The 13,083-nt window shown below is 68.4% G+C and carries 12 protein-coding genes; 4 read left to right on the forward strand and 8 right to left on the reverse strand.

Features of this window, described 5'->3' with window-relative positions; translation table 11 throughout:
• Positions 1–71 precede the first annotated feature (71 nt).
• Positions 72–941, forward strand: coding sequence for an alpha/beta hydrolase (locus tag KUD94_RS12100; protein WP_218237444.1), 870 nt, complete (start codon positions 72–74; stop codon positions 939–941).
• A 4-nt stretch (positions 942–945) separates the two neighbouring features.
• Here the strand turns inward: KUD94_RS12100 and KUD94_RS12105 are convergent, their stop codons facing one another.
• Complete coding sequence (locus KUD94_RS12105; RefSeq protein ID WP_218237445.1) at positions 946–1,653, reverse strand: 16S rRNA (uracil(1498)-N(3))-methyltransferase; 708 nt, start codon at positions 1,651–1,653, stop codon at positions 946–948.
• A gap of 55 nt (positions 1,654–1,708) precedes the next feature.
• The gene (locus KUD94_RS12110) at positions 1,709–2,878 is read right to left on the reverse strand and encodes an aminoglycoside phosphotransferase family protein (protein ID WP_255568817.1); all 1,170 of its coding nucleotides are present in this window, start codon (positions 2,876–2,878) and stop codon (positions 1,709–1,711) included.
• Between the two features lie 90 nt (positions 2,879–2,968).
• Between KUD94_RS12110 and KUD94_RS12115 the strand changes: the two genes are divergently transcribed.
• The 3 genes from KUD94_RS12115 to rsmA are packed head-to-tail and all read left to right on the forward strand — an operon-like array spanning position 2,969 to position 7,604.
• Positions 2,969–5,338, forward strand: coding sequence for an LPS-assembly protein LptD (locus KUD94_RS12115; RefSeq protein ID WP_370625869.1), 2,370 nt, complete (start codon positions 2,969–2,971; stop codon positions 5,336–5,338).
• A gap of 29 nt (positions 5,339–5,367) precedes the next feature.
• On the forward strand, positions 5,368–6,807 hold the full coding sequence (locus KUD94_RS12120) for a peptidylprolyl isomerase (RefSeq protein ID WP_218237446.1): 1,440 nt from the start codon (positions 5,368–5,370) through the stop codon (positions 6,805–6,807).
• Positions 6,804–7,604, forward strand: a complete 801-nt coding sequence (gene rsmA / locus KUD94_RS12125) for a 16S rRNA (adenine(1518)-N(6)/adenine(1519)-N(6))-dimethyltransferase RsmA (protein WP_218237447.1) — start codon at positions 6,804–6,806, stop codon at positions 7,602–7,604. Before KUD94_RS12120 ends, rsmA begins: the two co-directional genes overlap by 4 nt.
• Here the strand turns inward: rsmA and KUD94_RS14800 are convergent.
• The 6 genes from KUD94_RS14800 to KUD94_RS12155 form a co-directional block, all read right to left on the reverse strand.
• Positions 7,580–7,711: a hypothetical protein gene (locus KUD94_RS14800; RefSeq protein ID WP_255568819.1), complete on the reverse strand. Its 132-nt coding sequence runs from the start codon at positions 7,709–7,711 to the stop codon at positions 7,580–7,582. The two genes, rsmA and KUD94_RS14800, sit on opposite strands and share 25 nt — an antisense overlap.
• A gap of 74 nt (positions 7,712–7,785) precedes the next feature.
• Positions 7,786–8,211 carry a barstar family protein gene (locus KUD94_RS12135; protein ID WP_146912596.1) on the reverse strand — a complete coding sequence of 142 codons (426 nt, stop codon included), beginning with the start codon at positions 8,209–8,211 and terminating at the stop codon, positions 7,786–7,788.
• Positions 8,212–8,320: 109 nt separating this feature from the next.
• Positions 8,321–8,722, reverse strand: a complete 402-nt coding sequence (locus KUD94_RS12140) for a ribonuclease domain-containing protein (RefSeq protein ID WP_218237448.1) — start codon at positions 8,720–8,722, stop codon at positions 8,321–8,323.
• Positions 8,723–8,879: 157 nt separating this feature from the next.
• Positions 8,880–11,195, reverse strand: a complete 2,316-nt coding sequence (locus KUD94_RS12145; protein WP_218237449.1) for an NADP-dependent malic enzyme — start codon at positions 11,193–11,195, stop codon at positions 8,880–8,882.
• A 156-nt stretch (positions 11,196–11,351) separates the two neighbouring features.
• Positions 11,352–12,485: a sensor domain-containing diguanylate cyclase gene (locus KUD94_RS12150; RefSeq protein WP_218237450.1), complete on the reverse strand. Its 1,134-nt coding sequence runs from the start codon at positions 12,483–12,485 to the stop codon at positions 11,352–11,354.
• Positions 12,486–12,545: 60 nt separating this feature from the next.
• A complete protein-coding gene (locus tag KUD94_RS12155) occupies positions 12,546–13,040 on the reverse strand; it encodes a hypothetical protein (RefSeq protein ID WP_218237451.1) in 495 nt (164 codons plus the stop codon).
• Positions 13,041–13,083 lie beyond the last annotated feature (43 nt).

Here is a 13,083-nt window from a genome sequence, read left to right on the forward strand (position 1 = left end):
CATGCTGCAAAAACCCAAGGCCTGCGATTGTGCCAGCGCCCCCGCCCGCACCGCCCTCCGGAGACCCCGCCATGCACGAACACGAACTCACGCGCCCCGACGGCGAACGCCTGCATGTGGCCGACTGGCCGGCGCCCGAGGGCCGGCGGCGCGCCAGCGTGCTGCTGGTGCACGGCCTGGGCGAACACAGCGGACGCTACGCCGCGCTGGCGCGCCAGCTGCAGGACTGGGGCTTCGCGGTGCGCGGCTACGACCACTACGGCCACGGGCGCTCCAGCGGCGCGCGCGGCGCGCTGCCCGAGCCCTGCCGCCTGCTGGACGACCTGGCCGCCGTGGTGGACGCCACGCGCGCCGCCATGCCGGCCGGCGAGCCGCTCATCGTGCTCGGGCACAGCATGGGCGCGCTGGTGGCCGCGAGCTTCGTGGCGCGTGCACTGCGCCCGCTCGATGCCTGCGTGCTTTCCGCGCCCGCGCTGGCGGTGTCGGCCAGTCCGCTGCTGCGCCTGCTCGCGCCGCTGCTGGTGCGGCTGGTGCCAGACCTGCGCATGGGCAACGGCCTGAAGCCCGCCGATCTGTCGCACGACCCGGCGGTGGTGGCGGCCTATGTGAACGACCCGCTGTGCCACGACCGCATCAGCGTGCGCCTGGGCCACTTCATCATCAGTACCGGCGCGGGCGTGCTCGCGACCGCGCGCCGCTGGCCGCTGCCCACGCTGCTGATGTGGGGCAGCGGCGATCGCATGATCGACCCCGAAGGCTGCCGCCAACTCGCGCAGCAGGCGCCCGCGGCGATGCTGCAGGCGCGCGAGTTCGAGGGCCTGTACCACGAAATCTTCAACGAACTGGACCGCGGCCCGGTATATGCCGAGCTGCAGCGCTGGCTGGACGAGTTCTTGAAGAAAAGAGGCTCCAGCGCAATCCCGGCAAGCGCGGGCAGCTAGCGTTTCAATAGTCCATCAACTGCGCCGCAGCCGCGAGAGCGGCGGTCTCACTGCGCAGCACACGCGCGCCGAGGTGGGCCGGGGCAAAACCCAGCGCAAGCGCTGCGCCCTCCTCCTGCGGCGTGAGGCCGCCTTCGGGCCCGAGCAGCAGCGACACCGCCGGCGCCTGGCCGGCCAGCTCGCGCAGCGGGCGGCTACCCGGCTGCAGCGAGAGCAGCACCCGCAGCCCCGCCGGCCCGCCCTGCAGCGCGGCCTCCAGCGGCAGCGGCGAGCCCAAGCGCGGCAGGCGGTTGCGCCCGCATTGCTCGCAGGCGGCTGCGGCAATCGCCTGCCAGCGCGCCAGGCGCTTGGCCGCGCGCTCGCCCTCCAGGCGCAGCACGCTGCGCTGGGTGATCACGGGCTGGATGCCGGCAACGCCGAGTTCGGTGGCCTTTTCCACCAGCCAGTCCATGCGCTCATTGGCCGGCATGCCGACGATGAGGTGCAGCGCGCGCGCCGCCTCGCGCTCGATGTCGGCGTGCGCGCCCACCTCCACCCACACCTCGCTGCGGCCCATGCGCGTGACCTGTGCGGCCCATTCGCCGCCACGGCCGTCAAACAGGGTCAGCGCATCGCCCGGCTGCAGGCGCAGCACCTGCAGGTGGCGCGCGGCCTCGCCGCCGAGGCGCAGCTCGCCCGGCGCGAGGGCTTCAGCGCAAAAGACCCGGGGCATATCCAAATGGATAGCTGCTAGCGCTTGTCCTGCAAGGGTTTGCGGCCGATTTCATTCAAATCCTGCCAAACGCATAGCCTTGCAGCGCCTGCGTGCCTTCGATCTGGTCGATGAGCCGCAGAAGCGGCGCAAACTCGCGGTAGCGCGCGCAGGTGGCGCGGATGTAGCCGATGAAGCGCGGCGCATCGGCCAGGTATCTGGGCTTGCCGTCGCGCAGCGTGATGCGCGCGAAGATGCCGGCTACCTTCAAGTGGCGCTGCAGCGCCATCCAATCCACCGCGCGGTAGAACTCGCCAAAGTCCGCGCCCCAGCCGCTGCTGCTCGCCGCGCCCAGCAGGCCGGCCTTTCTTGCCTTCTCCCAGTAGCGCACCGTGAGGTCGATGACGAAGTCTTCCTCCCAGCTGATGAAGGCGTCGCGCATCAGGCTGGCGATGTCGTAGGTGATGGGGCCAAATACCGCATCCTGAAAGTCCAGCACGCCCAGGCGCTCGCCGGCTTCGCCGCCGAGTCGCCCCAGGGCCGCAGCCGCCCCCTCGGGGGACAGCGAGCCATGCGCAGCCCCCTCGGGCATGACGATGAGGTTGCGCATCATGTAGTCGCGGTGCACGTAGACGCGCGGCACGGCAAGGTTGTGCGCGACGATGGCATCGAACGCCCCGGCCAGCACCGCCTGCTGCCTGTCGTCCAGCACCACGGCGCGATGGCGCGCCACGTACCATTCGGGGAAGAGCTGCAGCTCGCGGCGCAGCAGCGCCTCGTCGTAGGGCGGCAGCACGCCCTCGCGGCTGGCCTTTTGCCAGTCGAGCAGGATGTCTATCGCCTGCAGATACCAGGCATGCGCTTCTTGAGGGCGGCGTTCATCGAGCCGGCTGATCGCGGTCTCGGCGCCCAGGTCGCTCAGCAGCATGAAGCCGTGCGCCTCGTCCCAGGCAAGGATGTGCGGCACGCGCAGGCCGGCCTGCTGCATCAAGGCCTGCACTGCGGCAAAGGCGTGGCAGTCTTCCTTGTCGGGCGGCGCGTCCATGATGATGCGCGAGCTGCCGTGCGCGTCGTCAATGCGCAGGTAACGCCGAAAGCTCGCATCGCTGCTGGCCAGGCGCAGGCTGGGCGCCTGAAGGTTGTGGGCGGCGACGAGCGGCGCCAGCCAGGCGTCGAAGGCCTGCTTGCGCGCGGGCTCGTCCCATTCGGGCGCTGGGGAGGCGGCAGGTGCTGGCATGGCGCTCATGGATAATGGCCGATTGTATGGGTCAGGCACGGCGCCCCGGGGGCGCGCAGCAGCCTCTCTGGCCCGCTTCCGCGCTGGATTCTTGCCCTCGTGCCGTCGCACCCGCCCGCCTCCCTTCGCCGTTTCTGCCACCTGGCCGCCTGCGCGCTGCTGCTGGGCGGCCAGGGCGCGCTCGCGCAGAGCGGCGCGCTCAAGAGCACGCCGATGCTGCAGGAAAAGGCCCCGGGACCGGCCGACACCCTGCCCACCTTCGTGCGCGGGCAGCACGTCGAAGGCCAGACCGACGTGCGCGTAGGCATCGAGGGCGATGCCGAACTGCGCCGCGGCGACACCGTGATCCACGCCGACCGCATGGACTACGACGTGCCCGAAGACCGCGCGCGCGCCAGCGGCCATGTGCGCATCAACCGCGGCGGCAACCGCTACGACGGCACGCTGCTGGACCTGAAGGTCAACGCCTTCAGCGGCTTTTTCACCGACATCGACTACGCACTGCTGGAAAACGGCGGCCACGGCAGCGCCGCGCGCATGGACTTCATCGACCGCGAGCGCTCGGTCGCGCACGAAGGCAGCTACACCACCTGCCAGAAGGACGACGAGGAAAGCTGGCAGCCGGACTGGGTGCTGCGCGCGCGCACTCTGCGCATCGACAAGGTCGAGGACACCGGCACGGCCGAGAACGCGGTGCTCGAATTCAAGGGCGTGCCGATACTGGCCACGCCCTGGATCAGTTTTCCGCTGTCGCGCAAGCGCAAGAGCGGGCTGCTGCCGCCCACGCTGGCGCTGGACAGCACCAGCGGCTTTGTCTACGCCCAGCCCTGGTACTGGAACATCGCGCCCAACCGCGACGCCACCTTCACGCCCACGCTGATGACGCGCCGCGGCCTGGGGCTGGAGACGCAGTTGCGCTACCTCGAGCCACGCTACGGCGGCGAACTCGGGCTGAACTTCATGCCCGACGACAAGCTGCGCCAGCGCAGCCGCTGGCTTGCCAGCGTCAAGCACAGCGCGCAGATCGGCTCGCCCTGGGGCGACCTGGGCCTGTCGCTGAACGCCCGGCGCGCGAGCGACAACGACTACTGGCGCGACTTTCCGCGCCGCGGCTCGAGCAGCTACAACCCGCTGGACGTGACGGCCGAGCGCCTGCTGCCCGCAGACGCCAACCTGAACTGGTCGGGCGGCGCGCACACGCTGAGCCTGCGCACGCTCAAGTGGCAGACGCTGCAGGACGTGAGCGCGCCCATCACCCCGCCCTACGACCTGCTGCCCCAGTTGCACTGGAGCTATGCGCCCAGCGCGCTGCGCTCGGGCCTGGACCTGCGTCTGGACGCCGACCACACCTACTTCCACGGCGACCGCAGCTTCTACCACCAGCCCAACGCGCGGCGCAGCTACTTCGTCGCCCAGCTCAGCCGCCCCTGGCTCACGCCCGCGAGCTTCATCACCCCGCGCCTGCAGCTGCACGCCACGCGCTACGGCTTTGACGCGCCGCTGGCAGGCGGCCAGCGCAGCGTCACGCGTGTTCTGCCCACTTTCAGCCTGGACAGCGGCCTGGTCTTCGAGCGCGATGCGCAGTGGTTCGGCCGCAGCTTCCTGCAAACGCTGGAGCCGCGCGCCTTCTACACCTACACGCCCTACCGCGACCAGAGCATGCTGCCGGTGTACGACAGCGCCCAGACCGACTTCAACTTCGCCTCCATCTATACCGAGAACTCGTTTGGCGGCAACGACCGCATCGCCGACAACAACCTGCTGACCCTGGGCGTGACCACCCGGCTGCTCGACCCCGGCAGCGGCGCCGAGGCGGTGCGCCTGGGCCTGGCCCAGCGCCTGCGTTTTTCCGACCAGAAGGTGACCATGCCCGGCATGCCGCCGGTGAGCGAGCACCTGTCGGACGTGCTGCTGGGCGCGGGCATCCACTGGACGCCGCAGTGGGGGCTGGACGCCATCTTCCAGTACAACCCCAAGGAGCGCCGCTCGATGCGCGCCACCATCGCGGCGCGCTACACCCCGGCCAAGTACCACACGCTCAGCCTTGCCTACCGCAAGCAGGAAGTGACCGGGCCCTACACCGTCGCCTCGCGCCAGGTGGACCTGGGCTGGCAATGGCCGATCGGCGAGCTGGTGTCGCTGGCGCGTGAAGACAGCGCCCGGCGCTCGGGCGGGCGTTGGTACGGCGTGGGCCGCATCAACTACAGCCTGCCCGACCGGCGCGTGGTCGACGCCATCGTCGGCGCCGAATATCAGAGCTGCTGCTGGACCGGGCGCCTGGTGCTGGAGCGCCTGCAGACGGGCCTGGCCAGCTCCAACACCCGCATCCTGCTGCAGCTGGAGCTCAAGGGGCTGTCGCGCCTGTCCTTCGGCAACAATCCGCTCGCCAGCCTGCAGCAAAACGTGCCGGGCTACCAGACGCTGGAGAGCGACACCCCCGTCCCCAGCCGTTTCACCCGCTACGATTGAGCGCTTGACACGGCCTCTTACGACCCGCCATGACACCACGTGTACGCTTTCTCGCCTTGGGCTGCCTGATCACGCTGGCGCTTGCGGCCTTGCCGCCGGCATGGGCGCAGAGCCGCAAGGCGCCGCGCAAGCCGGCCGCGCCCCCGGCGTCTGCGCCCGCCCCCGCGGCCCCGCCGGCAGCTGCGGCCGCAGGCGGCGCAGCGGCTGCGGCAGCGGCGCCCGCCAGCGCCGCCGCCACGCCGCAGCCGGCCGACTACATCGTCGCGGTAGTCAATTCCGAGCCCATCACCAACAACGAAGTGCGCGCGCGCACCGCGCGCGTGCTCGAGCAGTTGCAGGCCCAGGGCCTCGCGAGCGCGCCGCCGCGCGAGCAGCTCATGCACGACGTGCTTGAACGCCTGATCAGCGAACGCATCCAGGTGCAACTGGCGCGCGAGGCCGGCATCAAGGCGGACAGCTGGGCCGTGGACCAGGCCGAGCGCTCGGTGGCGCAGCAAAACGGCGTCAGCATCGAAGGCCTGCACCGCCAGCTCGCGCAGGACGGCATCAGCGTCGCGCAGTTCCGCCAGGAGCTGCAAAACCAGTTGCTGATGCTGCGCATCCGCGAGCGCGACGTGGAGTCGCGCGTGAAGGTGAGCGACGCCGACATCGACCAGTTCATGCAGCAGCAGGGCACGGCAGCGGCCAGCGCCCAGGCGCTGAACCTGGGCCACATCCTGATTGAAGTGCCGGAAAACGCCAGCCCCGCCGAGGTGCAGCAGCGGCGCGAGCGCGCTCAGGAAGTCGTCACCAAGCTGCAGGCCGGCGGCGATTTTGCCGCGCTGGCGCGCGAGTATTCGGACGCTCCCGAGGGGCGCGGCGGCGGCGAAATCGGCCTGCGCCCCGCAGACCGCTACCCCGAGCTCTTCCTGGAGGCCACGGCCAAGACCGCGGTCGGCGGCTTCGTCGGACCGGTGCGCTCGGCCGCGGGCTTTCACATCCTCAAGGTGCTCGAGCGCTCGCGCAGCGGCATGCCCACGGTGGCAGTGCAGACGCACGCGCGCCACATCCTGCTCAACACCGGCCCCAAGCTGAGCGAGACGCAGGCGGCCGAGCAGCTGGCCGAGCTGCGCCAGCGCATCGAGCGCGGCCAGGCGAGCTTTGAATCGTTGGCGCGCGAGTATTCGCAGGACGCAAGCGCATCCGAAGGCGGCGACCTCGGCTGGTCCTTCCCCGGGCGCTTCGTGCCCGAGTTCCAGCAGGCGCTCGACCAGCTGCAGCCCGGCGAAGTCAGCCAGCCGGTGGTCACGCGCTTTGGCGTGCACCTGATCGAGCTGGTGGAGCGCCGCCAGGTGCAGCTGACCCAGCGCCAGCAGCGCGAGATGGTGCGCGAGGCGGTGCGCGAGAAGAAGCTGGGCGAAGCCTACGCCAACTGGTTGCGCGAAGAGCGCGCCCGCGCCTACGTGGAGCTGCGCGAGCCGCCGCGGTGAAACACCTGCCGCGCAAGCGCTTCGGCCAGCACTTCCTGGCCGACCTTTCGGTCATCGACGCCATCGTGCGCGCGATTGCGCCGCAGACCGGCCAGGCCATGGTGGAAATCGGCCCGGGCCTGGCGGCCCTGACCGAGCCGCTGCTCGAGCGTCTGAGCAAGCTCACCGTGATCGAGCTCGACCGCGATCTGGCCGCGCGCCTGCGCCGCAACGCGGCCCTCAAGGTGATCGAGGCCGACGTGCTGAAGGTGGACTTTGCATCCCTGGCGGCGCCGGGGCGCAAGCTACGGGTGGTCGGCAACCTGCCCTACAACATCTCCACGCCGATCCTGTTTCACCTGCTGGAGTTTGCCGAGCTGATCGAAGACCAGCATTTCATGCTGCAAAAAGAGGTGGTCGAGCGCATGGTCGCGCCCTGCGACAGCCACGACTATGGGCGTCTGGCGGTGATGCTGCAGTGGCGCTACGAAATGGAAAACCTGCTGCAGGTGCCGCCCGCCAGCTTCGAGCCGCCCCCGAAGGTGGACAGCGCGGTGGTGCGCATGCGCACGCTGGCGCAGCCCGCACCGGTGGACGCGCGGCTGCTGTCGGCGCTGGTGCAGGCGGCCTTCAGCCAGCGGCGCAAGCTGCTGCGCCATCCACTGCAGCCCTGGCTTGCGGCGCGCGGCTATGAAGGCGGGTTCGACCTGCAGCGGCGCGCGCAAGAGGTGCCGGTGCACGAATACGTGGCGCTGGCGCAGGCGCTGCAGGCCGGCGCCGCAGCGCAAGCGGCTCAGGCCGCGTCCACCAGCCAGTAGCTGCTGTTGAAGGGGCTGCTCATGCGCAGCGCCATGGGCGAGACGTCGACGAGCTTGTCGGTAGGCATCTTCTCGCCGGTTTGCGCGTAGGTGCACAGCTCTTGCACGGCCAGGGAGGCGAGCGCACCAGGCTGCTCGGCCTCGTCAGCCCGTTCCGCAGGGCCAAAGGTGGCGGAACGGGCTACAGAAAAGAATAGAAGCAGCGAAACGCGATGCGCCTCTCGCCCCAGTATTCGGCGGCGTCGCGGAAGATGTCGAGCAGCTGCTCGCGCGCTTCCTTGTCGAACTTGACGGTCGCCGGGATCTGCTCGAGCACCACCACGAAGCCCGGCTGTGGCCCCGCCTTGTGCAGCGGATCGGTCATGCAGTCGTAGAGCGCATCCAGGTTCTTGCCGAAGTGCGCCGGCAGCAGGAACTGCTCGCCCAGCAGGTCCAGCACGTCTTGTTTGGTCTGTGCATGGGCCAGGTTGGCATAGAGAAAGTGGTGGCCCAGGCGCGCCGCCGTCTCCTGCAGATCGTGCACGCGAAACGCACGGATCGACTGCACGATGTTCGGCCGCACATTGCGCAGCAAGTTCTCATCGTCCTGACGAAGTGGCATGTCCATCTCCGCTGCTCTTTCTTTCAAAAGTCCTGAAAAGGGTTCGGCCTCGGTCACGATGGGCCTCAAGGCATGAATCGCTGGCATGGGGTGTTCCCGCAACATGGGCGCAGTCCTACTGCGCGATCAATCGAAAACTGGCGTAGTGGTCGCCGCTGTAGTAGCAGGCATCGGGCGTGCGCGCCGCGCCGCCGCAGACGATGCGCCGCGCGCCCCGGCCGCGCACGCCGGGCGTGCGCACCGTGTATTCGCGGTAGTAGCCACGCTGGCGCAGGGGCAGCTGCCGCTCGTAATTGCCAAACACGGAACCATCCTTGTCGTGGGGGAAAGGGCCACCCTGGTGGATGCGCGCATAGGTGCTGCGCGCTGCTGACGGCAGCTCGGCCAGCGCCACGCTCGCCGCTGCGGGGGCCGCAGGCGCGGGCTGGCGGGCGCTGGCGGGGCCCGTCAGGCACACGCCGGCCAACAGCGCGGCCGCGACCCACTGGCGCCAACCGGTGGTGAATGCATACGACATCGACGACCGCCCTCGACCGACCCGGGCGCCACCAGGTGGCTAGGGTTTACCCGAAATCAAAACGTGCTAGTGTGACAAGTTCCTGCTCAAAAATCAAGCGATTGCACGATTTTTAGGCAATACGCCTCGGGTTTTCCCGAGGCAGAGCGCGGCCGCTTCAGTGTGCGGCGTTGGCATCGGTGACGGTCAAGGCCACCATGTTGACGATGCGCCGCACCGTGGCGCTGGGGGTGAGCACATGCACCGGCGCCGCCGCGCCCAGCAGCATGGGGCCGATCGCGATGCCGCCGCCGGCCGCGGTCTTGAGCAGGTTGTAGGCGATGTTGGCCGCGTCGATGTTGGGCATCACCAGCAGGTTGCAACTGCCCGTCATGCTGGTGTTGGGCATCAGCACCTGGCGCGCCTGCTCGTCCAGCGCCACGTCGCCGTGCATTTCGCCCTCGACCTCGAGCCAGGGCGCCTGGGCCTGCAGCAGCTCCAGCGTGCGGCGCATCTTGATCGCGCTGGGCTGCTGGCTGGAGCCGAAGTTGGAGTGCGACAGCAGCGCCGCCTTGGGCGTGATGCCAAAGCGCAAGATCTCCTCGGCCGCCATGACGGTGATCTCTGCGAGCTGCTCGGCGCTGGGGTCGTAGTTGACGTGGGTGTCGACGATGAACACCTCGCGCTCGGGCAGCAGCAGCGCGTTCATGCAGGCGTAGGTATTGACGCCGGCGCGCTTGCCTATCACCTGGTCGATGTATTGCAGGTGGTGCGCGGTATTGCCCCAGGTGCCGCAGATCAGCCCATCAACCTCGCCGGTGTGCAGCAGCATGGAGCCGATCAACGTCAGGCGCCGGCGCATCTCGATGCGCGCGATCGGCACCGTCACGCCCTTTCTCTCGGTCATGCGGTGGTAGGTCTGCCAAAAGCCGCGGTAGCGGTCGTCGTGCTCGACGTTGACCACGTCGTAGTCGCGCCCTTCCTGCAGGCGCAGGCCGAATTTCTCGATGCGCTGGGCGATGATGGCCGGGCGCCCGATCAGCGTGGGCCGGGCGATGCGCTCGTCAAAGACGATTTGCGCGGCGCGCAGCACGCGCTCTTCCTCGCCTTCGGAGAAGGCCACGCGCTTGAGCTCGGCCTGGCGCGCGGCCATGAACACCGGCTTCATCATCGTGCCCGAGGCATAGACGAAGGTCTGCAGATGGTCGCAATAGGCCTGCATGTCGGCAATCGGGCGGCTGGCCACGCCGCTGTCCATCGCCGCCTGCGCGACCGCAGGCGCGATCTTCATCATCAGACGCGGATCGAAAGGCTTGGGAATCAGGTATTCGGGCCCGAAGGAGAGCTGCTCGTCGGCATAGGCGGCGGCCACTACCTCGCTTTGCTCGGCGCGCGCGAGCTCGGCAATCGCGCGCACCGCAGCGATCTCCATCTCGGTCGTGATCGTGGTCGCCCCGCTGTCCAGTGCACCGCGAAACACGTAGGGGAAGCACAAGACGTTGTTGACCTGGTTGGGATAGTCGCTGCGGCCGGTGGCGATGATGGCGTCGCCGCGCACCGCCTTGACTTCTTCGGGCGTGATTTCGGGGTTGGGGTTGGCCAGCGCGAAGATCAGCGGATTGGCCGCCATCTTGCGCACCATCTCCTGCTTGAGCACGCCGCCGGCCGACAGCCCCAGGAAGATGTCGGCGCCGTCGATGACCTCGCCCAGGTGGCGCGCCTCGGTCGGCTGCGCGAACTGCGCCTTGGCCTCGTCCATGAGTTCGGTGCGGCCTTCGTAGACCAGGCCGGCGATGTCGCTGACCCAGATGTTTTCGCGCGGCAGACCCAGCTTGACCAGCAGGCCCAGGCAGGCGAGCGCTGCCGCCCCCGCACCCGAGGCCACGAGCTTGACCGCGCCAATGTCCTTGCCTGCCACCTGCAGCGCGTTGAGCACTGCGGCCCCGACGACGATGGCGGTGCCATGCTGGTCATCGTGAAACACCGGAATGTGCATGCGCTCGCGCAGCTTGCGCTCGACGTAAAAGCAGTCGGGCGCCTTGATGTCTTCGAGGTTGATGCCGCCAAAAGTGGGCTCCAGCGCCGCGATGATCTCGACCAGCTTGTCCGGGTCCTTCTCGTTGATCTCGATGTCGAAGACATCGATGCCCGAGAACTTCTTGAACAACACCCCCTTGCCTTCCATCACCGGCTTGCCCGCCAGCGGCCCGATGTCGCCCAGACCCAGCACCGCCGTGCCATTGGTGACCACGCCTACGAGATTGCCGCGCGCGGTGTACCTGAAGGCAGCTGCCGGGTCCTTGACGATCTCCTCGCAGGGCGCGGCCACGCCGGGTGAATAGGCCAGGGCCAGATCGTGGCGGCTGACCATCTGCTTGGTCGGGTGGATGGAGATCTTGCCGGGCTTGGGGTGCTCGTGGTATTCGAGCGCTGCGCGGCGCAGCGTTTCGCGCTTGTCGGCTGCGGAGACATCTGAAGTGGACAAATCTGGCATGGCGGTTCTCTCGTCGTGACTCAGCACGGCAGGCTGCGTGCAAGCCGATGATGGCACAGGCCGCAGCGTGCGATTTTGCACCCTGGCGCCAGGGCAAGGCGGCAAACCGACACCGGCCGGGATGCGCGCCGCGAGAAGGGCTTTTTCAGCGCCGCATCAAACGCAAGGCCGGGCAGCCTGCAAGCGGTTGCGCCCCGCTTCCTTGGCCGCGTACAGCGCGCGGTCGGCGGCCTGAAGCAGCGACGGCGCGTCGCCGCCGTCCTCGGGAAAGGTCGCCAGGCCGCAGGAGATCGTCGCACGCAGCGAACTGCCGTCGTGCACCACCGCGAGATCGGCGAACGCCAGGCGCAGCGCCTGCGTGCGCTGCCAGGCGGGCTCGAGCGCGGCATTCTCCAGCACCAGCAGGAACTCCTCCCCGCCCATGCGGCACACCGTGTCGCCCTGGCGCACGTGCCCTTGCAGCAGCCGCGCGAGTGCCTGGAGCATCGTATCGCCCGCCGCATGGCCGTGCGTGTCGTTGACGCGCTTGAAATGGTCGATGTCGATCATCACCAGCGTCAGGGGCAGCTTCAGGCGGGCGCAGCGCGCAAGCGCGCCGGGCAGCGCCTCGGAGAGGTGGCGGCGGTTGTGCAGGCCGGTGAGCGGGTCGCAAAGTGCTTCCGCTCGCAACTGCGTTTGCAGCAGGCGGATTTCGTCCACCTGGTTGCGCGCTACCTGCCGACTGTCCTTCAGCCGCCTGGCGCGCACGTAGGCGTCGTAGGCATACATGAGCGAAAACAGGACGAATGAGCCCATGCACAACGCAGTCACCAGTACGCCCGTCTGCACATGCCACACCAGCGGGCCGAACAAGGGCACACCCAGCGCCGCACCCGCCAACTGCGCCGGCACCGCGCGCACCACGCCCGACAAACCGTGGTACGCCACGAGACTCATCACGCCGGCCAGAGAGATCACATAGCAAATCCACAGCGGAAAGCCCAGCGCCGCGAACCACAGGCCATAAAGCACGTTGTCCAGCACCATCCAGCGCAATTCCACATCGCGCTGGCCAGCAGGGCTCTTCGGGCGGGTGGTGCGCAGATAAACGAGCTGCGGGTAAACAAAAAAATGCAATGCCAGAAACAGCCAGGACGAGGCGGCGGCATCCAAGTCATGCAATTGCGCGCCGATCATCGCCGCGATCAACGGGAAAAACCAGGTGCGATGACGCCGGTTTTGGCGCACGAGCCAATGCACGCAGGGGCGCGGGCCGCGTCCGTGCTCTGGCGTGAAGATCCGATCGTTCATTCCATGAATCCGATTTTCAATCCAAATCGCTGGAATACGGCTCAGGATAAGCGCTGAAAGCTATTTGTTCAATAGTGACGACCTTATCGAATCGCCATTTCGAGGCACTCGCCAAGCGGCCTGCAACTGGTTGCGCCCCGCTTCCTTGATTGCGTACAGCGCGCGGTCGGCGGCCTGAAGCGGCGATGGCACATCGCCGCCGCGTGGATGAATATCGGCCACAGCGCAAAGCCCGCTGCCGCACCCCACGGGGTGAAGAGGAAAGCGTCCAGCCGCACGACCCCGCTCTCGCGCTGGCGCTGGCGCCGCACCGCCGTTTTTTCCGGGATCAAAGGTATGGAAGCAAACGCCCTGGGGCAACGCCAGCAAGAGCGCCAGTGCTTCGCCCCGCATGTCGGCACCCGCTTGCACCTTTGGCTGGTGCAGGCCGAACGCGAGGGCCAGCAGCCCGAAGGACACCATGCGATTGCGCCGGTTCAGGCGCGCCATCCAATGCGCGTGCGACGAAACCGCAAACGTCGGCGCGCGGGCCGTGAACCCGGTTTCAGCGTTCAAGGGCTTGTGGCTACATCGCGTTCACCTGCGCGCATGAGAAGCT

Origin of the sequence: Comamonas sp. NLF-1-9, assembly GCF_019195435.1 — a bacterium.
Classification (GTDB): domain Bacteria; phylum Pseudomonadota; class Gammaproteobacteria; order Burkholderiales; family Burkholderiaceae_C; genus Comamonas_C.